Raw genomic sequence first — 25886 nt, forward strand, 5'->3', positions numbered from 1 at the left:
GCCGTCAGTCGGACTGCAGCAGGATGCCGTCGGCGATCGCCCGCTTGCGCAGCGCGACCTTGGTGCCGACGTCGTAGCCGGACGCCCGGTACTTCTCACGGATGCGCTTGAGGTAGCTCTTCGCCGTCTCTTCGGAGATGCCGAGCTGGAAGGCGACGGCCTTCACCGGCTGACCGGCGCCGTAGAGCGCCATGACCCGGCGCTCCTGCGCGGAGAGCTTCGGCAGCGTGCCGTCGTCGAGCAGCGTCGCCTCGAGTTCGGGGGTCAGGTACGACACGCCCTGCTGGGCGGAGCGGATCGCCTCGATGATCGACTCGACCGGCTCGCTCTTCACGAGGTACCCCATCGCACCGGCGCTCAGCGCCTCGCGAACCACGGCGGGCTCGGAGTAGTTGCTCATGAGCATCGTCTGCACCTCGGCCGACTTCAGCATCGACAGCTTGAGCGAGATGGGGATGTTGTCGCGGAGGTCGAGGTCGAGCAGCACCACGTCGACCGGGAAGTCGGGATGGGCGAGCAGTTCGGACCAGGACGGGACGGCGGCGACGAGTTCGATCTCGGACGATGCACCGCGCAGCCACTCGGTCAGGGCGCCGAGCAGCATTCGGTGATCGTCGACGATCGCCAGGCGGATCGGTGGAGCTTTGTCGGGCATTCAGCTTCTCCTCGGACGGGCCGACTCGGCGGCCGACGCACTCACCGGAACGGTCGGGTCCGTCCGGCATTCGATTTCGATGCGGAAGGAATCGGACCCCGCGACGACGCCGTGTGATCCGACACTACCGACAGCATCCCACGTCGCGGGGTCCAAGCGTCGTCCGACGACGCCGGGGACCTCGATCGTGAGATGCACGGCGGGGGAGTGGTGCTCCCCGTCGTCGTCGCCGTCGGGCGAGGAGACGGCGACCTCGATCGGGCGGGTCTGCCCCTTGCGGAGTTCGCCGACGAGCAGCCACAGTGCGAGCAGCAGGTTGTCGCGCTGCTCCTGCGCGAGCAGGCCGGCCGACCCCTCGGGGTCGTCGACCACGACCCGGTCGTTGAGATAGGCCGATTCGGTCACCGCATGGCGGAGCCACGTGTCCGTCCGCCCCGCGATGAGCCTCAGGCGCAGTGCGGCGGCCAGACGACCGGCGCGCTCGGCGTCGGCCGCGGGCAGCGGAATGGCGATGCGCCCAGAGCCGACGTCGTCGAGCAGCGTCTCGGCGTCGAAGTCGAGCTGCGCGAGCTCTTCGGAGGCGCGCATCCCGAAGGCCGAACGCGGGGTGTACACCGTGCTCTGCACGATCGAGAGGTCGAGCTCGCGCCCGACGAGCCGCCGGAATCCGCGGGTCGCGACGACGGCGAGGACGAGCGGCAGCACCGCGGAGGCCGCGACCGAGATGCCCGTCGCCGTGTACGGACCGGCCGACGCCGTCTGCAGGAGCGTCGTGACGAGGAGCACCAGGCCGATCACGGAGGCGACGACCAGCGAGATGCGGGTGCCGCGGATCGCGGCGACCGGCATGAGCACGGCACCCGTGGCTGCGGCGGCGGTCGGCGTGACGCCGAGGTGGAGCAGTCCCCAGCTCGCCGAGACGTCGAGCCACACGGGCACCGCGAGGGCGATGAGCAGCACTGCGTACAGCAGGTCGGGCAGCGGCTGGGCGCGCGAGAGGATGCGCGAGACGACGCCGACCGCGAGGATCACGAGGACCGCCAACCACGCGGCCCAGGGGCCGGCGCCGGGCGGGAACACGGGCGCGAGGAGCACCGCACGCGCCAGGTGCCAGAGGATGATGATGGCCGCGGCGATCGTGATGCCCGTCGCCAGCCGGCGACCGCCGTGGCGTTCCCGCACGTCGCCGACGGCGCGCGCCGTGCGCCTCGGGCGGCGGAAGCCCGAGCGGCCGCTGGTCTCGATCGATCCCGTGCTCACGGCTTCGGCACCTCGAGCATCACAGTGGTGCCCGAGCCGGGCGATGAGAAGATGCGGGCGCGCCCGCCGACGGTGTTCAGGCGCCCCACGACCGACTCGGCGTAGCCGAGGCGGGCGGCGCCGATCGTCTCGGGCTCGAACCCGTGCCCCGCGTCGGTCACCATGGCGCGAACCGTCCGGTCGTCGTCGCTCACCGTGACATCCGCCTCATTGACGCCCGAGTGGCGCCGGACGTTCTCGAGGCACTCGCCGAGCGCACCGAGCAGTGCGTCGAGGGTCTCGCGCGGCAGCGCGAGCTGCCCGACGCCGTGCCAGTTCACGTCGAGCCCCATTCGGGCGAAGCGCTGCCTGACCGACTCGAAGGTCGTGCTGAGGATGTCTTCGTCGGAGTCGGGCGAGAAGATCGCGTTCGAGGCGTTGTCGAGGGGGGCGCCGAGCCGGAGCTGCTTGAGCAGGCGCGCGTCGTCGCCCGCCTGCTGGCGCAGCGCGACCGAACCGACGCCGACGCCCGAGTGCGCGAGCAGGCTGAGCGTGGCGAGCACCGTGTCGTGCAGCACGCGGGCGTCCTGCCGCTGGCGCGCCTCGAACTCACTCGCGTGGCGCTCCGCCTCGTGCGCGCGCCCGACCTCGTCGATGCGCTCGGCGGCGCCGGCGATCGCATGGTCCACGACCGATCCGAGTGTGGCGCCGACCGCCCAGCCCGCGACGGTCGCGAGGATGACCGTGGTCATCGGATGCCCGGCGGCGGCGATCAGGCCGATGGCGACCACGAAGAGCGCGGCGAGTCCGCCGACGAGCGGTATCCCGTCGCGGCGGACGACGAGGGTGATCGCGATGGAAGGGGCGGTGACCGCCGATGCGAGCGAGATCGCGGCGATCGAGACCGGGTCGATGACCGGTGCGTTGCCGAGCACGGCCACGGTGCCGAGCGCAGCGGCGACCACCCCGAGGGCGGCCGGCATGCTTCCGTGCAGCGAATGCACGACGACGAGCACGGTGGCGGCGAGCGAGAGCAGCACGACGAGCGCGAACTCGAGCGTCGACGAGGCGCCAGGGAAGAACATGAAGGCGCAGGTGCCGAGCGCGCCGGTGAGGCCCGCGATACGTGCGAGCCTGCGCAGCAGCCGGTCGCGCTCCTTGTGGATGCGCTTCATGTCACCCCCTCGGCGACGACGGCGCCCGTCTCGGGGTGCCCGTCATCTCGAACTGTAGCCGAGTCGGGCCCGGTCGGCGCGGATCACGTCGATTCGGGACGCCCGCGATCACGCGGCAAGCAGCCGAGCGAGCTCTGCACCGACCGCCGCGTCTTCGATGAGGAAGGCGTCGTGGCCGAACTCGCTGGCGATGACGACCGGCTCGGCCCCGTGCACGCTGCGGGGCAGGAGCGCGGCGATCTCGCGCTGCCCGGCGAGCGGGAAGTAGCGGTCGCTGTCGATGCCGAGCACGAGGCTCTTCGCCCGGACCCCGGCGAGCGCCGCCGCCACGCCGCCGCGCCCGCGCCCGACGTCGTGCGAGTTCATCGACTCGGTGAGCACGATGTAGCTGTTCGCATCGAACCGCCGGGTGAACTTGTTGCCGTGGAAGTCGAGGTAGGACTCGACCGCGAAGCGGCCGTCGCCGCCGAGCGGGTCGAGCTCGGACTGCCAGCTGCGCTCGAACCGCTCGTTGAGCTCGGCGGCCGTGCGGTAGTTGAGCATCGCCATGCGACGGGCCAGTGCCAGGCCGCGCGTGGGCCCCTCGCCGTCGGGCGCATCGTAGAACGCGCCCGCGGCGAACGCCGGATCGGTGCGGATCGCCTCGATCTGCACCGAGTTCAGGGCGATCTGGTCGGCGGTGGTCGCGGCCGGCGCGGCGAGCACCGCGATGCGCTCGACCGCCTCGGGGGCCTCGATGGCCCACTCGAGCACGTGCATGGCGCCCATCGAGCCGCCGACGACCGCGGCGAAGCGCTCGATGCCGATCGCCCGGGCGAACGCGATCTGCGCCCGCACCTGGTCGCGGATCGTGAGGAACGGGAACCGGGCCCCCCATTCGCTGCGGTCGGGGGCGAGCGAGGCCGGACCGGTCGAGCCCTGGCATCCGCCGAGCACGTTCGGGGCCACCACGAAGTAGCGCTCGGTGTCGATCGCGAGGCCGGGGCCGACGACGCCGCGCCACCAGCCCGCACTCGGATGCCCGGGGCCGGCCTGGCCGATCACATGGCTGTCGCCGGTGAGGGCGTGCAGCACGAGCACCGCGTTGTCGCGCTGGGGCGAGAGCGCGCCCCACTGCTCGTAGGCGATGCGCGCGCCCGGCAGTACGCGGCCCGACTCGAGGGCGAGGTCGCCGATGCCGACGAAACGGCGGTCGCCGACCTCGTCGCCCTCGCGCCACGCACCCGTCGCCGGCGCCCGCCCGAGCAGTGCGAGCGCACCCGCCGCGGGCACGATGCTCGCGGGAACCGCGTCGGCCGTCGTCTGCCAATCCATGTGTCGATTCTCCCGTGTCCGCGCGGCGCCCCGCCCGATTGTTACGCGCACCGCGGGACGGCGCGGCCGGAAGACGGCGGATGCCGCGAGCCGGTTCGGCTCGCGGCATCCGCCGTGCGATCGGGCGCGTCAGACGCGCGCCGCCTCCGTGGCCGCGCGGGCGGCGGCGAAACCGGCCTCGAGGTCGGCCTTCAGGTCGTCGATGTTCTCGATGCCGACCGAGAGGCGCACGAGACCGGGCGTGACGCCGGTCGTGAGCTGCTGCTCGGGGGTCAGCTGCGAGTGCGTCGTCGACGCGGGGTGGATGACGAGCGAGCGCACGTCGCCGATGTTCGCGAGGTGGCTGAACAGCGAGAGGTTGTCGACGAGCGCGCGACCGGCGTCGACGCCGCCCTTGAGCTCGAACGAGAGCACCGCGCCGACGCCCTTCGGGGCGTAGGCGTTCGCGGCCGCGTACCAGGGGCTCGAGGGCAGCCCCGAGTAGTTGACGCTCGCGACGTCGGCGTGGTCGTCGAGCCACTCCGCGATCTCCTGCGCGTTCTGCACATGGCGCTCGATGCGCAGCGAGAGGGTCTCGATGCCCTGGATGAGCTGCCAGGCGTTGTTCGGCGCGATCGCGGCGCCGAGATCGCGCAGGAGCTGCACCCGCGCCTTGATGATGTACGCCAGCCCGTCGCCGACCGCGGCCGTGTAGCTCGCGCCGTGGTACGAGGGGTCGGGCTCGGTGAGGCCCGGGAACTTCTCGACGTTCTTCGACCACTCGAATCGCCCGCCGTCGACGATGACGCCGCCGACCACGGTGCCGTGGCCGCCGAGGAACTTGGTCGCCGAGTGCACGACGATGTCGGCCCCGTGCTCGAAGGGGCGGATGAGGTAGGGCGTCGCGATCGTGTTGTCGACGATGAGCGGCAGCCCCGCCTCGTGGGCGATGCCCGAGACGAGCTCGATGTCGAGCACGTTGATCTTCGGGTTGCCGATCGTCTCGGCGAAGAAGAGCTTCGTGTTCGGGCGCACCGCGCGGCGCCACTCGTCGGCGTCGTCCTGGTTCTCGACGAAGGTCGTCTCGATGCCGAGCTTCGCGAGCGTGTACTTGAACAGGTTGTAGGTGCCGCCGTAGATCGACGACGAGGAGACGATGTGGTCGCCCGCCTGCGCGATGTTCAGCACGGCGAAGGTCTCGGCGGCCTGGCCGGAGGCGACGAGCAGCGCGCCGGTGCCGCCTTCGAGCGCCGCGATGCGCTCTTCGGCGACCGCCTGGGTCGGGTTCTGGATGCGGGTGTAGATGTTGCCGAACTCGGCGAGCGCGAAGAGGTTCTGCGCGTGCTCGGCGCTGTCGAAGACGTACGAGGTGGTCTGGTAGATCGGGGTCGCCCGCGCCTTCGTCACGGGGTCGGGGGCGGCGCCCGAGTGGACCTGCTTGGTCTCGAAACGCCAGGCGGCGGTGTCGCTCATGGGTGGCTCCTCAGAAGTCGGGTGGCGGCGGGGCCGCGGGTGTTGCAGTCACGTTAGGCGGGCGCGGAGGCGCGGGCAACGGAACCCGCAACACGGCGTCACGGGGGAGGAGCGCGTGGTCAGTGCCGTTCGGGATCGGGCGGCAGCACGAGCGTGCCGGTCGCGGTCGACGGCTCGGGGCGGAACAGCCACCGCGCCCGAGGCTCGACGAGCGGCCGGAACACCCGGCGCACGGGTTTCAGCGAGAGCACGATCGAGATGCCGATGCAGAACAGGATCATCGCGGGCAGCACCCAGAACGGCTGGTCGCCCGCGAGCAGCTCGGTCTCGCGGAATGGGTAGAGCACGAAGGTGTGGAGCAGGTAGATGTACATCGTCGCGCCGCCGAACGAGGTGAACCAGTGCGCGCCGCGCGGCATCAGCACGAGGAACGCGACGGCCAGCACCATGGCGGTGACGAGCAGTACGAGCCGGATGCCTCCGGACCAGGGCTCGTCGTAGCCGATCGCCTCGTACGACTCGTCGTAGAGCATGAAGCGGCGCAGCTTCAGGTCGCGCAGTGTCTCGATCGTCATCGGCATGAACGCGAGCACGAGCGCGAAGAGCACGATCGCACCCGCCCGCCAGCGCCAGGCGACGGCGGTCCGCAGTTCGAGCCAGCGACCCGTGAGCTGCCACTGCCTGAGCTTCCACCCGAAGACGAAGAAGGGCAGCATTCCGAAGGTGCGCGTGAGGGCGAAGGTCGAGTCGATCGTCTCGGTGTACCCGGCGCCGATCGAGATGGCGATCGCGATGAGCAGCGGGAATCGCAGCAGCACGAGATAGGGCAGCACGATGCGCCAGATCGCGAGGGCGATGAGGAACCAGAGCGTCCACGAGGCGGTCGTGTAGTCGATCGCGAACTCGCCGCCGAGAACCCAGCGGATCACGGTCCAGATGGTCTCGAAGATCAGGAACGGGAAGACGATGTCGGTGAGGACCTGCTTGAGGGCCCGGGCGTTGGGCGGGCCCGACTTCGCGAAGTAGCCGCTCACGGTCACGAACACGGCCACGTGGAACGAGTAGATGAACAGGTAGACGCTGTACGCCGAATTCGACTCGCCGATGAGCGGGAGGATGCCGTGGCCGATCACGACGAGCGTGATCGCGATCCATCTGGCGTTGTCCCAGAGGGGAACGCGCCTGCGCGTCGGCTTGCGGGGTTCGAGCCTCGTGTGCATCACTCCATTCAACCGCACCGCGTCGCGGGCGCCGCGGCGCGGCGGTCGATCGGTCGCCCGCGTTCCCGCCGGACCACCCCGGAGTTCGGCAGAATGGGCGCATGGCGAATCTGCGGGCGGTCGTGACGGGTGCGAGTTCGGGGATCGGTCGCGCGACCGTCGTGGCACTGCGCGCGGCCGGATGGGACGTGGTGGGCGTCGCGCGCCGCGAGGACCGGCTGCGTGCCCTCGAGGCCGAGACCGGGGCATCCGTGTTCGTCGCCGACCTGACGAAGCAGGGCGACGTCGACGCGCTGCGCGACCACCTCGCCGCGACGGGCCCCGTGCACGCGCTCGTGAACAACGCGGGCGGGGCGAAGGGACTCGACTCGGTCGAGGCATCGTCGATCGACGACTGGGCGTGGATGCTCGAGGTCAACGTGCTCGCGCTCAAGCGGGTGACGAGTGCGCTGCTGCCGCTGCTGCGCCGAGGTGCGGCCGTGCGCGGCGTCGCCGACATCGTCAACATCACCTCGATCGCGGGCCACGTCGCCTACGTCGGGGGCGGCGGCTACAACGCGGCGAAGTTCGCCGCCCACGCGCTCACCGAGGTGCTGCGGCTCGAGCTGAACGGCGAACCGCTGCGGGTGATCGAGGTGGCGCCCGGCATGGTCAAGACCGACGAGTTCGCCCTCGTGCGGTTCGGCGGCGACCGGGCCCGCGCCGACGCGGTGTACGACGACGTGCCCGAGCCGCTCACCGCCGAGGACATCGCGGGGGTCGTCGTCGACGCGGTGCAGAAGCCCCGTCACGTCGACCTCGACCTCATCGTCGTGAAACCCGTCGCGCAGGCGGCGCCCCACCGGCTCGCGCGGGGGCCGCTGGCCGTTCGCCGCGAAGGAGACTGACATGGCCGGCCAACCGGCACCGGCACCGGCACCGCGACGCCTCGCATGGGAGCGGCGCACGACGACGCCGCTCTTCGTGCTCGGCATCGCCTTCATCGTCGCGTACTCGGTGCTCGTGCTGGTCGAGCAGCTGACGCCGGAGGCCAGACTCCTGATCGGCGTCGTCCTGGTCGTCACCTGGGCCGTGTTCATCGTCGACCTCGTGGTGCGCGTCGCGCTCACCCCGCACGGCCGGCGGTGGCGGTTCGTGTGGACGCACCCGATCGACGTGCTCTCGGCGTTCCTGCCGGTGTTCCGGGCGTTCCGAGTGCTCGTGCTCGTGCGCCAGGTGCCGTACCTGCAGCGGCGCACCGGCGCCGCCGTGCGCACCAACCTCGTCGTCACCGCGATCTGCTATTCGGGGCTCTTCATCTACTTCGTCTCGCTCGCGACGCTCTCGGCCGAGCGCGACGCCCCCGGTGCGTCGATCACCGACTTCGGCGAGGCGCTCTGGTGGGCGGTCGTCACGATCGCGACCGTCGGCTACGGCGACGCGTACCCGGTCACGGTGATCGGTCGGCTCTACGCCGTGCTGCTGATGGCCGGCGGCGTCGCGATCGTGGGCACCGCGTCGGCCACGATCATCTCGCTCATCAACGAGCGAATCGCGACGGTGCGGCACGAGCACCCGGCCGTCGCACCCGCCCCGGGCGAGTCGGAGCCGTTGCACGAGCTCAGCTCGCCCGCGCACGGCATCTCAGAGATCCTCGCGGAGGCGCCCGACGACCCGCTCCCCGAACGCGACGACTGAGGCGCACGGCCGGCGCACCCCGGCGCACTCGGCGAGCACGACCGCCCCGAGCATCCGGGTACGCTTTCCAGATGACGTTCGATGCGAATGACGCGGCGACCGGAGACCCCGGCATCCGTCGCGAGATCCTCGATTGGGACCAGTTCGGCGAGGCCGCGCGCTCGCTCGCGGGGGAGGTGCTCGCCTCGGGCTTCCGGCCCGACGTGGTCATCGCGATCGCCCGCGGCGGCCTGCTGCTCGCGGGAGCGATCTCGTACGCGCTCGGCACGAAGCAGTGCGGTTCGATCAACGTCGAGTTCTACACCGACATCGAGAAGGTGCTGCCCGAGCCGATCGTGCACCCGCCGATGCTCGACGCGCCCGCGCTCGCCGGCAAGCGGGTGCTGCTCGTCGACGACGTCTCGGACTCGGGGCGCACGCTCGCGAAGGTGCTCGACCTCCTCACCGAGGTCGGTGCCGAGGTGCGCACGGCGACCCTCTACACGAAGTCGCGCACGATCCTCGTTCCCGACTTCAGCTATCGCGCCACCGACGACTGGATCGTGTTCCCCTGGTCGTCGAAGCCGCCGGTGCGGGTCGACGCATGAGCGTCCACCTCGTCGGGGGCGGCGCCCTCGCGGCCTCGGATGCCCCGCTGTACGCGCCGTTCCTCGGCGAAGCCGCCGCCCGGGCGCGAGCCGCCGGGCGCACGGTCCCGCGCATCGCGGTGATCTCGATCCACCCCGAGGCCGATGAGCGAGCGGGCATGCTCGTCGCGGTGCTCGCCGCGGCCGGCGAGTTCGAGCCGCGGGTGACGGCGCTGCCGGGCCGCGAGCCCGTCGCGCAGGCCGCGCTCGCCGAGGTCGACGGCATCGCCGTGGGCGGCGGCATCGTCGAGCACGTGCGGGCGGGGCTCGAGCCGGTCTTCGGTGAGCTGCGCCGACAGGTCGCCGGCGGAGTGCCGTACCTCGGCGTCTCGGCGGGTGCGATGGTCGCGGCCGAGGGCGCCCTCGGCGGCGGCACGCGCATCGACGGGGTGCAGCTCGCCCCCGAAGATGCGGGGGAGCCGGCGACCGAGTTCGAGATCGAACCGGGCATCGGGCTCGTCGACGTGGCGATCGACGCCCACGTCGCCCAGCGCGGCAACCTCTCGCGCCTCGTCGCCGCCGTCGAGTCGGGTCTCGTCGAGGGTGCGCTCGGCATCGACGAGCGCACCGCGCTCATCGTCGGCGAAGGCGGGCTGCGGGTCGAGGGCTTCGGCAGCGTGTGGCGGGTGCTGCCGGCCGACGGCGGGGTGCTGGTCTCGACGATCGGCGCCTGATGACGGCGACGGGGCCGAGCGGGCCCGACGCCGCACGTCGCATCGACACGGCGTGGGCGGAGGCCCTCGCCCCCGTGGCCCCGCAGCTCGCCCGCATGGGCGAGTTCGTGCGCGCCGAGCGGGCGGCGGGCCGGGAGGTCCTGCCGGCCGACGAGCATGTGCTGCGCGCCTTCGCCGCACCGCTCGCCGACGTCAGGGTGCTCATCGTCGGGCAGGATCCGTACCCCACCCCGGGACATCCGATCGGCCTCTCGTTCGCCGTCGACCCGCACGTTCGGCCGCTGCCGCGGAGCCTCGGGAACATCTACCGCGAACTGCGCGACGACCTCGGCATCGAGCCGCCCGCGCACGGCGATCTGAGCCACTGGAGTCGAAGCGGTGTGCTGCTGCTGAATCGGGTGCTCACGGTGCGCCCCGGCGAGGCGGGCTCGCATCGCCGCAAGGGCTGGGAACCGGTCACCGATCACGCGATCCGCGCGCTCGCCGGACGCGGCACGCCGCTCGTCGCGATCCTGTGGGGGCGCGACGCCCAGCAGTTGCGCCCGCTCCTCGGGGAGACGCCCGTGATCGAGTCGGCGCACCCGAGCCCGTTGTCCGCGTCGCGCGGCTTCTTCGGATCGCGCCCGTTCAGCCGCGCGAACGCGCTGCTCGCGGAGCAGGGCGCCGCCCCGGTCGACTGGAGCCTGCCGGGCTGATGCCGGCCTCGAGACATCCGGCTCGCGAAACACGCGTGTGATCTGGGCGACGTAGGCTGACGGAATGCTCGAAGAGGAATACCAGGAACGGCGGGTGCTGCCGCGGCACCTGCGGCCGCAGCCCCCGGCCGAGGCGCCGTTCGAGTACACGATCCGCGACGCGACCGCGGCCGATCTGCCCTCGGTGCGCGAGATCTACAACTACTACGTCGCGAACTCGACGGTCACCTTCGACGAGGACGCGATGACCCTCGCCGAGTGGCGGGCGAAGTACGCCCAGCTCACCGAGTTCGGCATGCCGTTCCTCGTCGCCGAGTCGCCGTCGGGGCAGTTGCTCGGCTACGCGCTCGTCACGCCGTGGAAGCCGAAGCGGGCGTACCGGTTCACCGTCGAGAACTCGATCTACCTCGGCCCGGCCGCGTCGGGCAAGGGCCTTGGCCGGGTGCTGCTCGGCGAGCTCATCGAGCGCTCGAAGGCCGCCGGGCTGAAGGAGATGATCGCGGTGATCGCCGACCAGGGCGCCGAGGCGTCGATCGCCCTGCACGAGAAGTTCGGGTTCACCGAGATCGGGCGCATGGGCCGGGTCGGGTTCAAGTTCGACCGCTGGCTCGGCACGGTGCTGCTGCAGCGCTCGCTGAAATAGGGCGGATGCCACGGGCGGCCGCCTGCCGAGCGTCCTCGTCGCCGTAGGCTCGAGCACATGAGCGAGCTGCACGATCACACCGCCCTCGAGCTCCACCAGTTGCTGCAGCGGGGCGAGGTGTCGCCGGTCGAGCTCGCGACGCACTACCTCGACCGCGTCGAGCGGCTCAACCCTGAGGTCGGCGCGTTCGCGACGGTCACCGGCGAGGCCGCCCTCGGGCGCGCCGTGCTGGTCGAGCGCGAGGTACCGCGTTCGCGGCCCCTCTGGGGCCTGCCGCTCGCCGACAAGGACCTGCAGGAGCGGGCCGGGGTGCCGGCCGGATTCGGGTCGCGCGCCTTCGCCGAGTACGTGCCCGAGGAGTCGGACCAGCTCGTGCAGGCGGTCGACGCGGCCGGCGCGGTGAGCCTCGGCAAGACCGCGACGCCCGAGTTCGGGCTGCCCTCGTACACCGAGGGGCTCGCCGGTCCGCCTGCGCGCAACCCGTGGGATCTCGAGCTCGGCGCCGGCGGATCGAGCGGGGGAGCCGCGGCGGCCGTCGCCGCCGGCATGCTGCCGTTCGCGCCCGGCTCCGACGGGGGCGGCTCGATCCGGATCCCCGCCGCGGCGTGCGGGCTCGTCGGGGTGAAGCCCTCGCGCGGACGCGTTCCGGGCGGTTCGGGGCTCGCGAGCCTCGCCGGTCTCGCCGTCGCCGGGCCGATCGCCCGCACCGTCGCCGACGCGGCGCTGCTCCTCGACGGACTCATCGCACCCGAGGGGTACCCGGCGCGTCACCGCTCCGCGGTACGGGCGCCCGGCGACGACGGGCCGTATCTCGGGGCGGCCGTGCGCGGGGAGGGGCGATTCCAGCTCGGGGTCATGCTCGACAGCCCGTGGGACGAGGCGTACGAGATCACGATCGACGACCCGTCGCGGGGGGCGCTCGAGCTCGCCGTCGGCGTGCTCGACGGGCTCGGCCACGGGGTCGAACAGCTGGCGCCGGCCCCCGAACCCGGCTACGCCGACGCGTTCCGCACGATCTGGCAGGCGGGCGCCGCGACGATCCCGGTCGACGGCGAGCGCGAGGCGCTGCTCGAGCCGCTCACGCAGTGGCTGCTCGGACGGGGGCGCGCCGTGCCGGCCCGGCGGCTCGCCGAGGCGCTCGCGTGGCTCGCGGCCTTCGAGCAGCGGGTGATCCAGCGCTTCGCCTCGTTCGACGTGGTGCTCACCCCGGCCCTCGCCCTCACGCCGCGACCGGTCGGCTGGTACGACGCGGAGGACGGGGAGCGCAACTTCGCCCAGCAGGTGCAGTTCACCCCGTTCACCTCCTTCGTGAACGTCTCGGGGCTGCCGGCCATCACGGTGCCGGTCTCGTTCACGGACGCGGGCGTGCCGGTGGGAGTCCAGCTGATCGGGCGGCCCGGCGGGGAGTCGACGCTGTTCTCGCTCGCCGCGCAGCTCGAGCGTCGCGTGCGGCGGTCGCCGAGGCATCCGGCGGTTTGGTGACCCTGTGCGACCGAGCCGAGTTGACGCACTTAGGTAAGCCTCACCTATAGTGGAGGCATGCTCGGTCTCGACCTCACGATCTCCTACAACGGCACGCCCGTCGTGCACGGCGCGGAGCTCCACCTCGAACCGGGCAAGGTCACCGCGCTCGTCGGCCCGAACGGCAGTGGCAAGTCGACGCTGCTGCGCGCGCTCGCGCGGCTCCACCAGCCCGACTCCGGCCGAGTGCTGCTCGCCGGCGGCGACGTGCACACCGTCTCGGAGGGCGCCGCCGCAGGCGCCAGTGCCCTCGTCGAGCACGGCGTCGACGCGGCCGAGCTGAGCGCGCGCGAGTTCGCCCGCCGCGTCACGCTCCTCGCGCAGAGCCGGCCGACCCCCGGCGGACTGACTGTGCGCGAGCTCGTGGAGTTCGGCCGGCACCCGCATCGCGGCCGCTTCATCGCGGGCGACGCGGGCGGCGCCGCGATCGTCGAGCGCGCCATGGAGCTGACCGGGGTCGCGAACCTCGCCGGCAACGCGGTCGACGAGCTCTCCGGCGGGCAGCTGCAGCGCGTCTGGCTCGCCGCCTGCCTCGCGCAGGATACGGGCGTCCTCCTGCTCGACGAGCCGACCACCTACCTCGACCTGCGCTACCAGGTCGAACTGCTCGATCTCATCCGCGAACTCGCCGACGACCACGGCGTGACGATCGGCGTCGTGCTGCACGACCTCGATCAGGCCGCCGCGATCGCCGACCGTATCGTGCTGCTCGAGTCGGGCCGCGTTCGCGCCGTCGGCACCCCCGCAGAAGTGCTCGTCAGCGACGTGCTGAGCTCGGCCTACGGCATCCGCGTCGATGTCGACGTCGACGAGCGCGGCTGCATCACCACCTGCCCCATCGGTCGCTACAACACGAGGCAGCGCGCCGAACGACTCGTCGTCGCGTAGCGACGTCGTCCCCCACCACCCCCTCGCGCGGGTCAGTCATGCCTGCGCGCCGATCCGTGAGGAAACCTCCCCCATGAGAACACCCGTCATCACCCTGGGCGCGGTCGCCGCGGCGTCGCTCCTGCTGCTGACCGGCTGCGGCACGACCGAGGCCCCTGAGGCCGCGGCAGGCGACGAGGTCGCGATCACCGTGACTGACGACCGAGGCGAGGAGATCTCGCTCGACGCACCGGCCGAGAAGGTCGTCGCGCTCGAGTGGAACACCGCCGAGAACCTCGTCGCGCTCGGCGTCATGCCGGCCGGGGTGGCCGACGTCGCGGGGTACACCGCCTGGGTGCAGTCGGAGCCGCTCGATGAGAGCGTCACCGACGTCGGCATGCGCGGCGAGCCCTCCGTCGACGCGATCGCGGGCCTCGCACCCGACCTCGTCGTGACCACCACCGACCTGCCCGAGACCGTGATCTCGCAGATCGAGGAGTTCGCCCCGGTGCTCGTGGTGCGCGGCGCCGACGCCTCGAACCCCATCGGACAGATGGAGTCGAACCTCGAGCGCATCGCCACCGCCACCGGCACCGAGGCGGAGGGGGAGACGCTCCTCGACGGCTTCCACGCGAAGGTCGACGAGGGCAAGGCCGCGCTCGACGCGGCGGGCCTCGCCGGAACCCCGTTCATGATGAGCGACTCCTGGGCGAGCGGCGGCCAGGTCTCCATCCGTCCGTTCACCGAGGGGGCGCTGCTCACCGCGGTCACCGAGGAGCTCGGTCTCGAGAACGCCTGGACGGGTGAAGGCGACGCCGACTACGGCCTCGGCTCGACCGACGTCGAGGGCCTGACCGCGCTCGACGACCTCGAGTTCCTGTACATCACGAACGGCGAGGCCGACGCCTACGCCGTCGACCTGGCCGACAACGCGGTCTGGAAGTCGCTGCCGTTCGTCGCGAACGGCAACGTGCACCGCCTGCCCGACGGCATCTGGATGTTCGGCGGCCCGTCGTCGATGAACGACTACATCGATGCGGTCGTCAGCACCCTCGCGGGCTGAGACGGCGGCGACGCCGACCGGGGGCGACCGCCGCCCCCGGCTCGGCGCCGTGCTGCTCATCGCCCTGGGGCTCGTGGTCGCGACGCTGCTCGCCGCGGTCCACGTCACCCAGGGATCGGCCGACGTGGGGCTCCCCGAGCTCATCGGCCTCCTCACCGGCACCGGCGGAGACGAGCAGTCGGCCGCGGTCTTCCTCGCCTCGCGCATGCCGCGCCTGGTCGCGGGCGTCGTCGTCGGCATCGCGCTCGGCGTCGCGGGACTCGTGCTGCAGTCGGTGTCGCGCAATGTGCTCGCCTCGCCCGACACCCTCGCGGTGAATGCCGGCTCGTACCTGGCCGTCGTCGTGGTCGCGGCGTTCGGCATCTCGCTGCCCGTGCTCGGCGGCGGCGCGGTGGCGTTCCTCGGCGGTCTCGCGGCCGCCGGTCTCGTACTCGCCCTGTCCGCGGGCGGTTCGCGCTCGTCGGGCTCGGGCGGCGGCACGGTCCGGCTCGTGCTCGCCGGCTCGGCCATCGCGCTCGCCCTCACCGCGCTCACGACCATGCTCCTGCTGCTCTTCCCCGAGCGCACCAACGGGCTCTACGCCTGGAGCCAGGGCACCCTCGCGCAGACCGGCATCGGACCGGCCGCGCAGCTCGCGCCCGTCGTGCTCGTCGCCGTCGCGGCACTCCTCGTCTTCGCCCGACAGTTCGATCTCGTCGCCCTCGGCGACGACACGGCCACCGTGCTCGGCGTCGACGTGCGGCGAACGCGCCTCATCGGCATCCTGATCGCCGTGCTGCTCTCGGCGGCGGCCGTCGCGCTGGTCGGCCCGATCGGGTTCGTCGGCCTCTCGGCCCCTGCGATCGTGCGGCTCATCGCGGTGCGGGTGCCGGGCATGCAGAAGCACGTGCTCCTCATCCCGGCCGCCGCGGTGATGGGCGTCATCGTGGTGCTCGGCGCCGACGTGCTGCTCAGGCTCGCGTTCGGCGGCCAGGCCGGTGTCGAAGTGCCGACCGGCATCGTCACCACGATCTTCGGTGCGGTGTTCCTCGTCGCGCTCGCACTCCGATCGCGGGCGACCTCCGAGGCGGCGAGCGGCTTCGTGATCGGTGCCGGGCTCTCGCGGCGCGGGCGCCGCCTCGTCATCGGGGCGTCGATCCTGCTCCTCGTGGTGCTCGCCTTCGTCTCCCTCCTGCTCGGCGACGCGAAGCTGCTCGGCGGCGACGTGCTGAACTGGATCACCGGGCAGGCGGGCCCGCTCGTCGAGTTCGTCATGAACACCCGAGCGCCGCGCGTGGCGGCCGCCATCCTCGCCGGCGCCGCACTCGCCGTCGCCGGCACCGTCGTGCAGGCGGTCTCGCGCAACCCGCTCGCCGAACCGGCCATCCTCGGCGTGACCGGCGGTGCCGGCGTCGGGGCCGTACTCGTCATCACCTTCTGGCCGCTCGCGAGCTTCGTCGCCGTCACGACCGGCGGGTTCGCGGGCGCGGCGGTCGCGGCGCTGATCGTCTTCGGACTCTCGCTGCGCGGCGGGCTCGCCTCGAGCCGCCTGATCCTCGTCGGCCTCGGCGTCTCGGCGGCAGCCTCGGCGATCGTCGCGATGCTCATCATCGCGACCGACCCGTACAACGCGGCGAAGGCGCTCACCTGGATGTCGGGATCGACGTACGGTCGCACCTTCCCGCAGCTGATCCCGCTCCTCATCGTGCTCGCGGTCTCGCTGCCCGTGCTCGCCGGCATGCGTCGGGAGCTCGACCTCCTCGCCTTCGACGACGACACCCCGAGGGTGCTCGGCGTCCGGCTCGGGAACGCGCGCCTCGGGCTGCTCGCGATCGCCGTCGCGCTCACGGCGACCGCGGTGTCGGCCGTCGGCGTCGTCGGATTCGTGGGCCTCGTGGCGCCGCACGCCGCGCGTGCGCTCGTCGGGGCGCGGCACGGACTCGTGCTGCCGCTCGCCGCCCTGCTCGGTGCGCTGCTCGTCACCGTCGCCGACACCATCGGCCGCACCGTGATCGCGCCGGGCCAGCTGCCGGCCGGCCTCGTCACCGCGGTCGTCGGCGCACCGTACTTCGTCTGGCTGCTGTGGCGTTCGCGCCGCACGGCCTGATCCGCACACCCCTCGACCGATCCCTACGACAGGAGCCCAGCATGGCCAAGCCCGGATACCGCGTCTTCGAGACCGCCGTCGGGGGGATCCGCCGGCTCAGCCCGCACTTCGTGCGCGTGACCTTCCGCGGCGACGAGCTGCGGGACCTCGGATGGGACGGGCCCGACCAGCGGATCAAGGTCATCCTTCCGCTGGGCGGCGACGGTGACGGTGACGGTGACGGTGACGGCTTCGGCCACTTCCCGATGAGCGACGACTGGTTCGGCGCCTGGCGCGCGCTCCCCGACGAACTGCGCAATCCCATCCGCACCTACACGATCCGCGATGCGCGACCCGAGCACGGCGAGCTCGACGTCGACTTCGTCGCGCACGGTGACAGCGGGCCGGCGTCACGGTGGATCGGGCGCGCCGCCGTGGGCGAGCGGATGCTCCTCATCGCCCCCGACGCGACGAGCGACGAGCCGTCCGGCGGCTGGGAGTGGCATCCCGGCGACGCGAGCACGCTCTTGATCGCCGGCGACGAGACCGCGGTTCCCGCGGTCTCGGTGATCCTCGAGCAGCTGCCCGCCGACGCTCGCGGCGCGGTCTTCCTCGAGGTGCCCGACGCCGCCGACGCACTCGAGCTGCGGGCGCCGGCGGGCGTCTCGGTGCAGTGGTTCGACCGCGGCGGCGACGCGCTGCCCGGGCAGGGCTACGGCGGCTGCCTCGTCGAGGCCGTGCGCACGTGGGCCGATGCCTGGGCCGAGGAGGCCGTGCGCGACGGGGCGGAGGCGGTCGTGCTCGCCGCCGGCGAACCGGGCGAGGCCGGTGCCGAGCTTCCGACGCTCGCCGAGGACGAGATCCTCTGGGAGGTTCCCGAGCCCGCGCGCGACGGCGGCTTCTACGCCTGGCTCGCCGGCGAGGCCACGGCGATCACGACGCTGCGCCGCCACCTCGTGAAGGGGCTCGGCGTCGACCGCAAGCGGGTGGCGTTCATGGGGTACTGGAAGCTCGGCCGCGCCGAGGGGTAGCGCGGCGCGGCAGGTAACCGCCCGCCTCGAGCCCCGCCTCGATCTCGAAGCGGTTCCGCAGGGGATCGCGCCCTGCGGCGAAGTACAGCAGCGGGAAGAGCATGCCGTACCGGCGCCACTGCTCGCGGTGCACGACCTCGTGCCCGAGCACTCGGTCGCCGTCGTTCGCGCCGGTGAGGTAGCAGCCGCCGACGCACGATCCGCCTCGTCCGTAGGTCCAACCCGGCATGCCGGTGAACACGATGAGGCCGTGGCGGCGGCGGATCGGCCCGGTGCTCCAGATGAACCCCCAGGTGAAGCCGACGGCGGTCGCCCACCAGTAGCCGAGCCGGCTGATCGGCGAATCCGTGAGGCGGATGCGCAGGGCGGTGTTCGGCTTCGCGTCGCTCACGCTGCGGGCTCCTCGTCGTCGTCATCGGTGGTGCCGGTCGAGGGGGAGGCGGCCTGATCGCCCGCCGCGGCGCCCTCGGCGGCGCCCGGCCGGCCGAGCGCCTCGAGCAGGCGCAGCCACACCTCGCTCATGGTCGGGAAGGCGGGCACCGCGTGCCAGAGTCGGTCCACCGGCACCTCGCCGACGATCGCGATGGTCGCCGCATGCACGAGCTCCGAGACGTCCGGTCCGACGAAGGTGGCGCCGATCACCGTTCCGAGCTCGGCGTCGACGACGAGCCGCGCCCGGCCGGCGAAGCCGTCGGCGTGGATGCCCGCTCCGCTCACCGAGCCGAAGTCGACGTCGGCGACGCGCACCGTGCGCCCCGAACGTCGTGCCGACTCGGCCGTCCGGCCTACGGCGCCGCACTCGGGTTCGGCGAACACGATCTCGGGAACGGCCGAGTGGTCGGCCGTCGCCGTGTGCGCGCCCCACGGCGCGAGCTCGAGCGGGCGCCCGGTCGCGCGGGCCCCGATGAGGTCGCCGGCTGCGCGCGCCTGGTACTTGCCCTGGTGGGTGAGGAGCGCGCGGCGGTTGACGTCTCCGACGGCGTAGAGCCACGGCGCCTCCTCGTTCGTCGACGCGCGCACGAGCAGGCTGTCGTCGACGTCGAGCCATTCGCCAGGTTCGAGTCCGACGGTCTCGAGGCCGAGCCCGTCGGTGCGGGGACGTCGCCCGGTTGCGACGAGCACCTCGTCGGCGACGAGCACCTCGCCGTCGGCGAGCTCGAGGCGCACCTCGTCGTCCGGCCGGCGCTCGACGCGCACCACGTCGACGCCGAGGCGGACGGACGCCCCGAGCCCGCGCAGTCCGTCGGCGACGGCTTCGCCCGCGAAGGGCTCCATGCCGCCGAGCAGACCGTGACGGGCGAGCACGGTGACCTCGGTGCCGAAGCCGGCGAAGACGGTCGCCATCTCGAGGGCGACCGCACCGCCGCCGATCACCGCGAGGCGGCGTGGCGGCGCCGTGACGCTCGTGGCCTCGCGGCTCGCCCACGGCCGGGACAGGGCGAGTCCGTCGATCGGTGGGATCACCGGGTCTGATCCGGTCGAGAGGACGACGGCGTGGCGCGCGACGAGCGTCGTCGTCTCGCCGTCGGATCGCTCGACGACGACGCGGCGCGGTCCGTCGAGCCGGCCGTGTCCGCGCTCGAGCGCGATGCCGACGCTGTCGAGCCAGTCCACCGCGCCCCGGTCGCTCCAGTCGGAGACCCAGAAGTCGCGGCGACGCAGCACTGCGTCGACGTCGAGCTCGCCCGTCGCCGCCTCGGCGGCGCCGGGGACGCGTCGCGCCGCACGCAGCGCGGCGGCGCTCCGCAGCAGCGTCTTCGACGGCACGCAGGCCCAGTAGGAGCACTCGCCCCCGACGAGCTCGTGCTCGACGATGACGACGTCGAGCCCGGCCGCCCGCGCTCGGTCGGCGACGTTCTCGCCCACCGGCCCGGCCCCGATCACGACCACATCGGTCTCGCGCTGCATCGCTGCCCCCTGTCGTGACGTTCGGTGAGTCCCGACGAGCCCGTGCCGTGCCGCGAAGGCCCGGCCGCGCCCGATTGCACCAGCCTAGGGGCGGGCGCCGCCACGGGCGTCAGCCGCGCGCGCGGGCACTCGACGTGAGTGCCCCGACGAGCCGGAGGATCGTGGGCAGGTCGTCGACGGCGGACTCGGGGTTCGACGGTGTGAAGCCCGTGATCGCCGCACCCGCCACCGCGAAGCGCGCCACCACTTCGCGGACGAGGGTCACCAGTTCGCCCGCCCCGATGCCGAACGGCATCGGGTACGACAGCCCGGCGAGGGCCGAGGGGTCGAGCACGTCGAGGTCGATGTGCACGAAGACGTTCGACGCCCCGGTCGCTTCGAGTTCGGCGATGACCGCAGCCGGGTCGGAGAGGTCCTCGACGGTGAGCACCGAGATGCCGTGCTCGTCGATGAAGCGGTGCTCCTCCGCGTCGATCGCCCGGATGCCGCCGAGCACGAGCCGTGCCGGTGCGACCCGGGTCGCCTCGTCGAGGGCGAGGCCGTCGGCCCCATCGCCCGTGATCGCCCGGAGCGTCATGCCGCCGAACCCGCCCGACGGCGAGCTCTCGGGGGTGTTGAGGTCGGGGTGGGCGTCGAGCCAGAGCACCGCCAGATCGCCCTGGGTGCGCTCGGCCGCATGCGCCACCGCGGCGAGCGAGCTGCCGCAGTCGCCGCCGATCGTGAGCGCCCAGTCGGGCACTTGCGCGAGCGCGAGCGCGGTCGACTCCCGCACTCGCCGGATCGTGCTGTACCGGCGGACGCCCGTACCGAGCGACTCCCCGGCCTCGACCGGCACCTCGACGACCACGGTCGATGAGGACGGCAGGTCGCCCCGGATGGCCTCGGCCCCGTCGGCGAGGCTCATGGCGCGCGAGGAGACCGATCCCTGCCAGAGCGGTACGACGACGAAGGTGGCTGGCATGACTCCAGTATCGCGCCACCGTCGTCGGTCGACCACCGAAGACGGCGGATGCCGCGACCGACGTGCGGTCGCGGCATCCGATTCGTGCCCGGGAGGCGGCGCTCAGCCGCCGATCGCGCCCTGCGAGCCGCCCGCCTTGAGCGCGGCGAGCCGGGCGTCGACCTCGGTCAGCTCGCCGAGGTCGTCGAGCTCGTTGAACTGGGCGTCGAGGCTCGACGCGGCGAGCTCGGCCTGGCCGCGCACGACGGCCTCCTCGCGGCGGATCTTCTCTTCGAAGCGGCCGATGTCGCTCGTCGGGTCGAGGATGTCGATCGACTTGACCGCGTCCTGCACCTGCTTCTGCGCCTGCGCGGTCTTCGCGCGCGCGACGAGCTCGGAGCGCTTGTTCTGCAGCTGGACGAGCTTCTCCTTCATGCCGTTGAGGCCGGCCTTCAGCTTGTCGACGACCTCGGTCTGCGCGGCGATCTGCGGCTCGGCCGCCTTCGCCTCGTTCTCGGCCGAGATCTGGCGGCTCAGCGCGACCTTCGCGAGGTTGTCGAACTTGTCGCCGCCCGGGGCGTCGCCCGCCGAGCGCAGCTCGTCGCCCTTGCGGCTCGCCGCGACCGCCTTCTCGCCCCATTCGCGCGCCGCCTCGACGTCCTCGCGGTGGTCGTCCTCGAGGAGGCGCAGGTTGCCGATCGTCTCGGCGATGGCGGCCTCGGCATCGGCGATCGAGTTGGTGTAGTCGCGCACCATCTGGTCGAGCATGAGCTGCGGATCCTCGGCCTGGTCGATGAGGGCGTTGATGTTGGCTCGGACGAGCTGCGAGATCCGCCCGAAGATGGACTGCTTGGTCATGATTGCTCCCTGTTCGTGGTTCTGAGGTCGGTCGATGGTCGATGGAGTCGAAGTCTCGTGCGGTCGTGGTCGTGGTCGTGGTCGTGGTCGTGGTCGTTCAGAATCGGCCCCCGCTTCCGCGTCGCGAGCGCGTCGCCGAGCCGCCGAAGCTGCCGGGGGAGCGCCGACCGCCGCCGCCGAAGCCACCGCCACCGCCGCCGAAGCCGCCGGCACCGCCGCCGAGCACCGAGTTGATGAGGATGCCGCCGAGCACGGCGCCGAAGAGGTCTCCTCCTGAGCCGCCGGCCGTGCCGCCGCGTCCTGGGACCGCGCCGCCGCCGTAGCCGCCGAATCCGCCGACGTCCTGCTGGGCGAGTTCCATCGCCGACCGCGCGAGCTGCTCGGCGCGCTGGGCTGCGGGGAGGGCGGCCGCGGCATCGTTGGCGGCGGCCTGCTCGGCCTGCACCAGCAGTCGCCCGGCCTCGGCGAGTCGGGTTCTGGCCTCGGGGCCGACGGCGCCGCGTCGCGCGACGAGGTAGTCTTCGGCCGCCTGGACCTGGCTGCGCGCCGCCTGCAGGCTCCGCCCGAGCTGGGCCTGCGTGCGCGCCGCCTGCTCGGCGGCGTCGCGGGCGCCCTGGATCGCCGCGTCGATCTCGCCGTCGACCTGTTCGAGGCGGGCCTGCAGGGCGAGCGGGTCGCGGCCGGCTGCGGCGATCGCACCGCGCAGTTCGGATGCCTCGGCGGCGACCCGATCCGCGAGGGCGCCCGTGCCGTCGCCCCCGAGGTTGCGCGCGGTCTGCACATCGCGATCGAGTTCGTCGGCTCCGGCGGCGACGGCGCGGTCGGCCGCTGCGAGCTCGGCGGCGAGCCGCTCGATCGAGACCGAGAGCAGCTGCGCCTGGTCGACCGCCTCCTCGGCGGCACGGATCTCGACGGCGGCAGCGCCCCCTTCGCCGCGGCCGACCGCCGCGGCGGCTTCGTTCAGCGCCTCACGGGCGAAGCCCATGCGGGCCTGGGCCTGGGCCGGGTTGTCGGCGATCGGGGCGAGCGCCGTGGCGGCGTACTGGGACTGCAGCGCGGCGAGGCGCTGGGCCGCGGGGGCGATGCCCCGCTCGACGGTCGCGGCGACCGCCTCGACGCGGGCGAGCGCCTCGGGGGCGTTCCGCTCGAGGTCGCGGAGGGCGTCGAATCGCGCCGCCTGTTCGTCGAGCAGCGCATCGGCCTCGCCCGTGAGCGAGATGATGCCGCCGTACCAGGCGCGGCGCTCCTCGTCGGTGTCGGGCTCGGCGTCGTCGAGCCGCTGCTGCAGCGCGAAGGCCTCGGCGATCTTCGCCTTCGCACCCTCGAGGGCGGCGCGGAAATCGGCCGTGGCCTCGTCTCCGTAGGAGGCGACCGCGAACCCGAGTTCCTCCTCGCTCGTCTTCAGCGCGTCGTCGGCCTGCACGAGCGCGCTGCCGGCCTGACGACGGAGCTCGTCGATCGACTGCAGCGGGGCGCCGCCGCCGGCCGGGCTCCGCTTCTTGCGTCGGGCGAGGACGATCCAGACGATCACGACGACGACCGCGGCGATCACGAGGAACCAGATGAAGCCGGCCCCCCAGCCGCCGCTGCTGCCGCGGTCGCCCGCGATCGCCGCGGAACCGGCGATCGCGGCGCCCGCCCAGTCCTCGTCGCGCAGCTCGGGCTCGATCACCTCGAGGCTGATGCGGTCGAGCTCCTCGTCGGAGAGTGCGGCGTCGCTCGACGCGGAGAGGAAGTACTGCCGCCCCTCGACGGCGACCGCGAGCAGGTAGTCCTCGCTGCCGAGGCCGTTGTCGATCGCGGTCTGCTCGGCCCAGGCATCGGCCGCCGACGGGTTCTCGAACTCGTCGACGTAGGCGACGAAGAGCTGGCGACCGCTGCGATCCGCGTCGGCGGCGAGTGCGGATTCGACTTCGGCCGTGCGGGCGCCGAGCGCGCCCGCCGTGTCGACGACGGGGGAGGAGCCGAAGGAGACCGGGTCGTCAGCCCATGCGGCGCCGGCCGCTCCGACGCCGACCAACCCCGCGACCATCGCGACCGTCGCGAGCCATCTGCGTCCTGCGTGCATGCACCAGTGCCTTTCCCCCGTCCGGACGGACGTTCCCGAGTCTAGGACGGCTCCGACTCCCACGTCCATGACGCGCCATTGCGCGGCGGGAGAGGCGCGTCGGCGCGGGCCGCGGGCGTTCGAGTCGAAAGCGAAAAGCCCCGGCCATCGGCCGAGGCTTCCCTCTTCTTCGCGGTGATCGACACTGGCGTCGACATCACCACCTGCGAACGTGCCCCCGGAGGGATTCGAACCCCCGACCTACGGTACCGGAAACCGGCGCTCTATCCCCTGAGCTACGGAGGCGCACAGTTGAAAACCTTAGCATCCCCGGACGTGCCCGAGTGCCGAGGACGAGCCGCATCGGGGCCCGGCCGAGCGGGTGCGGTGGGGCTAGGGCATGGCGAGCCGGGCGACCCGGCCGAGCAGCTCCTCGCGCACCTTCGCCGTGAGGAACGCGTGCGCGCCCTGCAGCACCGCGTCGCCGACGATGTGCGTCGCGACGACCTCGGGGTACCAGCGGCTCAGCCGTCGGATGTCGCGTTCGACGGCCTCGGCGAGCCGGGAGCCGCCGACCGCCGCGGTCGGGCCCGCGAGCACGAGCAGCCCCGGGTCGAGGGTCGCGAGCAGCGGCAGCGAGATGTGGGCGATGCGCAGTCCGATCTCGTCGATGATCTCGTCGCGGGCCTCGCTCGCGGTGATCGACTCGAGCACGCCCGCGAAGTCGGCGCCGCCGATCCCTCGGGCCTCGGCGATCCGCCGGACGGCGGCCGCGCCGACGAGGTCGGTGCTCGTGCGGGCGTGCTCATCGAGCGCGTGCGCCTCGACCGAGAGCGGGAGGAAGCCGATCTCGCCAGCGCCGCCGAAGGTGCCGCGGTGCAGGTCTCCGGCGACGTCGAAGGAGGTGCCGACGCCGTTGCCGAGCCAGAGCAGGGCGAACACGTCGCGCCCGGCGCCTGCACCGCTCTCGCGCTCGGCGAGTGCCGCGAGGTTCACGTCGTTCTCGATGAAGACGGTGATGCCGAGCGCCCGCTCGAGCACCTCGCGCAGCCCCGTGGTCGGCCAACCGGGCAGGGTCTCGCTGAACAGCGCGCCTTCGCCGCCCGGGTCGACGTACCCGGCGGTGCCGATGCAGACCGTGTGGACCATCGCCGGGTCGGTTCCGGCTGCGGCACTCGCCTCCCGGATCGCGGCCGACACCTCGTCGACGGCGGAACGCGCTGCGGCGTCGCGGGGCAGGGCGATGGTCACGGCAGGACGATCCCCGCCCGCGGCGTCGACGATGCGCGCCCGCATCCGGAACGCGTCGATCGCGATCGCGACGCCGAGGGGGCGGTCGGTCCGCGCCGAGTAGAGCACGGCATTGCGTCCGGGGCTGCCCGCGAGCTGCCCGCTCTCCTCGACGACGCCCGCGGCGATGAGCCGGCTCATCATCATCGAGGCGGTCGGCTTCGAGACGCCGACGAGTTCGCAGATGCGGTTGCGGGTGAGCGGCCCGTGGTCGAGGAGGGCCGAGAGCCCGACCCGGTCGTTGACCGCGCCGAGCCAGGACGGCGTCCCCTGCGAGTGCCGCGTCGTCGGAGCGTTCATCAGCCGGCCAGGTTCTCGAGGATCGACGAGACGAGCACCTGCGCGTCGCCGGGTTCGACGAAGTCGACCGAGTCCACGACGATCCAGTACGGGCCGGAGAAGACCTGCGCCTCGCCGTGCTCGCCCGCGACGGTGAAGTACCCCTCGACCTCGGGCGGCGTGCCGTAGGTCGGGACGGGCTTCGATGCGAGCGCGGCATCGTTCTTGCGCTGCTCGAGCGCACCCTCGGGCGGCGTCGCGACGCCGAACTCGATGAGTGCGCCGCTCGTCTGGTTGAGGAGGCCGCACGCGGTGCCCGCCTCCTCGTCGATGCCGAGGGCGCCGTCGGCGGCCGGTTCGTAACCGGGGGCGGCGCCGAAGTTCGGATTGAAGGCGTAGACGTCGTCGGCGGAGAGCAGCTCGTCGCAGGCGATCTCGAACGGCACGGGCGGTTCGGCCGGGGCTTCGCTCGCGCCGGGTTCGCCCGCAGGATCGGTCGCCGAGGCCGACGGCTCGTCGGTCGGGGAAGCGGGTGCGGCGCACCCGGCGAGGACGAGGGCGGATGCCGCGACGGCGAGCGCGAGGCCGGTCGATCGCAGTCGAGGCAGACGGTGGAGGCGCGGCATGTGACGAACCTTACCAATCGC

24 protein-coding genes and 1 tRNA gene are annotated in these 25886 nt (G+C 72.7%); 11 read left to right on the top strand and 14 right to left on the bottom strand.

Annotated elements, in window-relative coordinates:
• Positions 1-4: 4 nt before the first annotated feature.
• The 6 genes from GQQ93_RS01885 to GQQ93_RS01910 form a co-directional block, all read right to left on the bottom strand.
• On the bottom strand, positions 5-655 hold the full coding sequence (locus GQQ93_RS01885; RefSeq protein ID WP_157422511.1) for a response regulator transcription factor: 651 nt from the start codon (positions 653-655) through the stop codon (positions 5-7).
• On the bottom strand, positions 656-1915 hold the full coding sequence (locus GQQ93_RS01890; RefSeq protein ID WP_157422512.1) for a hypothetical protein: 1260 nt from the start codon (positions 1913-1915) through the stop codon (positions 656-658). It abuts the gene before it with no gap.
• The gene (locus tag GQQ93_RS01895) at positions 1912-3069 is read right to left on the bottom strand and encodes a sensor histidine kinase (RefSeq protein WP_157422513.1); all 1158 of its coding nucleotides are present in this window, start codon (positions 3067-3069) and stop codon (positions 1912-1914) included. The genes GQQ93_RS01890 and GQQ93_RS01895 overlap by 4 nt, the downstream gene beginning before the upstream one ends.
• Before the next feature lie 108 nt (positions 3070-3177).
• On the bottom strand, positions 3178-4383 hold the full coding sequence (gene metX, locus GQQ93_RS01900; protein ID WP_157422514.1) for a homoserine O-acetyltransferase MetX: 1206 nt from the start codon (positions 4381-4383) through the stop codon (positions 3178-3180).
• A gap of 129 nt (positions 4384-4512) precedes the next feature.
• Positions 4513-5835 carry a bifunctional o-acetylhomoserine/o-acetylserine sulfhydrylase gene (locus tag GQQ93_RS01905; protein ID WP_157422515.1) on the bottom strand — a complete coding sequence of 441 codons (1323 nt, stop codon included), beginning with the start codon at positions 5833-5835 and terminating at the stop codon, positions 4513-4515.
• A 119-nt stretch (positions 5836-5954) separates the two neighbouring features.
• Positions 5955-7055, bottom strand: a complete 1101-nt coding sequence (locus GQQ93_RS01910; RefSeq protein WP_157422516.1) for an acyltransferase family protein — start codon at positions 7053-7055, stop codon at positions 5955-5957.
• A 101-nt stretch (positions 7056-7156) separates the two neighbouring features.
• Here GQQ93_RS01910 and GQQ93_RS01915 point away from each other — a divergent pair, with 101 nt between their 5' ends.
• The 11 genes from GQQ93_RS01915 to GQQ93_RS01965 all read left to right on the top strand — a co-directional run bounded on the left by GQQ93_RS01915 (position 7157) and on the right by GQQ93_RS01965 (position 17917).
• Positions 7157-7942, top strand: coding sequence for an SDR family oxidoreductase (locus tag GQQ93_RS01915; protein ID WP_157422517.1), 786 nt, complete (start codon positions 7157-7159; stop codon positions 7940-7942).
• Position 7943: 1 nt separating this feature from the next.
• Positions 7944-8732 carry a potassium channel family protein gene (locus GQQ93_RS01920; RefSeq protein ID WP_157422518.1) on the top strand — a complete coding sequence of 263 codons (789 nt, stop codon included), beginning with the start codon at positions 7944-7946 and terminating at the stop codon, positions 8730-8732.
• Positions 8733-8803: 71 nt separating this feature from the next.
• A complete protein-coding gene (locus tag GQQ93_RS01925) occupies positions 8804-9319 on the top strand; it encodes a phosphoribosyltransferase (RefSeq protein WP_157422519.1) in 516 nt (171 codons plus the stop codon).
• Positions 9316-10032, top strand: a complete 717-nt coding sequence (locus tag GQQ93_RS01930; RefSeq protein ID WP_157422520.1) for a Type 1 glutamine amidotransferase-like domain-containing protein — start codon at positions 9316-9318, stop codon at positions 10030-10032. The genes GQQ93_RS01925 and GQQ93_RS01930 overlap by 4 nt, the downstream gene beginning before the upstream one ends.
• A complete protein-coding gene (locus tag GQQ93_RS01935; RefSeq protein WP_157422521.1) occupies positions 10032-10727 on the top strand; it encodes a uracil-DNA glycosylase in 696 nt (231 codons plus the stop codon). Before GQQ93_RS01930 ends, GQQ93_RS01935 begins: the two co-directional genes overlap by 1 nt.
• Positions 10728-10791: 64 nt before the next feature.
• Complete coding sequence (locus tag GQQ93_RS01940; RefSeq protein ID WP_157422522.1) at positions 10792-11370, top strand: GNAT family N-acetyltransferase; 579 nt, start codon at positions 10792-10794, stop codon at positions 11368-11370.
• A gap of 57 nt (positions 11371-11427) precedes the next feature.
• On the top strand, positions 11428-12852 hold the full coding sequence (locus GQQ93_RS01945) for an amidase (RefSeq protein WP_157422523.1): 1425 nt from the start codon (positions 11428-11430) through the stop codon (positions 12850-12852).
• A 57-nt stretch (positions 12853-12909) separates the two neighbouring features.
• Positions 12910-13779 carry an ABC transporter ATP-binding protein gene (locus tag GQQ93_RS01950; protein WP_157422524.1) on the top strand — a complete coding sequence of 290 codons (870 nt, stop codon included), beginning with the start codon at positions 12910-12912 and terminating at the stop codon, positions 13777-13779.
• Between the two features lie 73 nt (positions 13780-13852).
• Positions 13853-14821 (top strand): iron-siderophore ABC transporter substrate-binding protein, encoded by a 969-nt coding sequence (locus GQQ93_RS01955; RefSeq protein ID WP_157422525.1) that lies wholly within the window; start codon positions 13853-13855, stop codon positions 14819-14821.
• The gene (locus GQQ93_RS01960; RefSeq protein WP_157422526.1) at positions 14793-16907 is read left to right on the top strand and encodes an iron ABC transporter permease; all 2115 of its coding nucleotides are present in this window, start codon (positions 14793-14795) and stop codon (positions 16905-16907) included. The genes GQQ93_RS01955 and GQQ93_RS01960 overlap by 29 nt, the downstream gene beginning before the upstream one ends.
• Before the next feature lie 41 nt (positions 16908-16948).
• Entirely contained in the window at positions 16949-17917 is a 969-nt protein-coding gene (locus tag GQQ93_RS01965; protein ID WP_157422527.1) for a siderophore-interacting protein, read from the top strand.
• Here GQQ93_RS01965 and GQQ93_RS01970 read toward each other — a convergent pair.
• The 8 genes from GQQ93_RS01970 to GQQ93_RS02005 all read right to left on the bottom strand — a co-directional run bounded on the left by GQQ93_RS01970 (position 17880) and on the right by GQQ93_RS02005 (position 25865).
• Positions 17880-18308, bottom strand: a complete 429-nt coding sequence (locus GQQ93_RS01970) for a Fe-S oxidoreductase (protein WP_157422528.1) — start codon at positions 18306-18308, stop codon at positions 17880-17882. The two genes, GQQ93_RS01965 and GQQ93_RS01970, sit on opposite strands and share 38 nt — an antisense overlap.
• Positions 18305-19825, bottom strand: a complete 1521-nt coding sequence (locus GQQ93_RS01975) for a dihydrolipoyl dehydrogenase family protein (RefSeq protein WP_157422529.1) — start codon at positions 19823-19825, stop codon at positions 18305-18307. The genes GQQ93_RS01970 and GQQ93_RS01975 overlap by 4 nt, the downstream gene beginning before the upstream one ends.
• Before the next feature lie 109 nt (positions 19826-19934).
• The gene (locus tag GQQ93_RS01980; RefSeq protein ID WP_157422530.1) at positions 19935-20786 is read right to left on the bottom strand and encodes an arginase family protein; all 852 of its coding nucleotides are present in this window, start codon (positions 20784-20786) and stop codon (positions 19935-19937) included.
• 102 nt (positions 20787-20888) lie between these two features.
• A complete protein-coding gene (locus tag GQQ93_RS01985) occupies positions 20889-21623 on the bottom strand; it encodes a PspA/IM30 family protein (RefSeq protein ID WP_157422531.1) in 735 nt (244 codons plus the stop codon).
• A 97-nt stretch (positions 21624-21720) separates the two neighbouring features.
• A complete protein-coding gene (locus GQQ93_RS01990) occupies positions 21721-23691 on the bottom strand; it encodes a TPM domain-containing protein (protein WP_157422532.1) in 1971 nt (656 codons plus the stop codon).
• A gap of 212 nt (positions 23692-23903) precedes the next feature.
• A tRNA-Arg gene (locus GQQ93_RS01995) sits at positions 23904-23976 on the bottom strand.
• Between the two features lie 87 nt (positions 23977-24063).
• Positions 24064-25260, bottom strand: coding sequence for an ROK family transcriptional regulator (locus GQQ93_RS02000; protein ID WP_157422533.1), 1197 nt, complete (start codon positions 25258-25260; stop codon positions 24064-24066).
• Positions 25260-25865, bottom strand: coding sequence for an iron ABC transporter ATP-binding protein (locus GQQ93_RS02005; protein WP_157422534.1), 606 nt, complete (start codon positions 25863-25865; stop codon positions 25260-25262). Before GQQ93_RS02005 ends, GQQ93_RS02000 begins: the two co-directional genes overlap by 1 nt.
• Between the last annotated feature and the right edge of the window lie 21 nt (positions 25866-25886).

Source organism: Agromyces lapidis (genome assembly GCF_009749405.1).
GTDB classification, from domain to species: domain Bacteria; phylum Actinomycetota; class Actinomycetes; order Actinomycetales; family Microbacteriaceae; genus Agromyces; species Agromyces lapidis.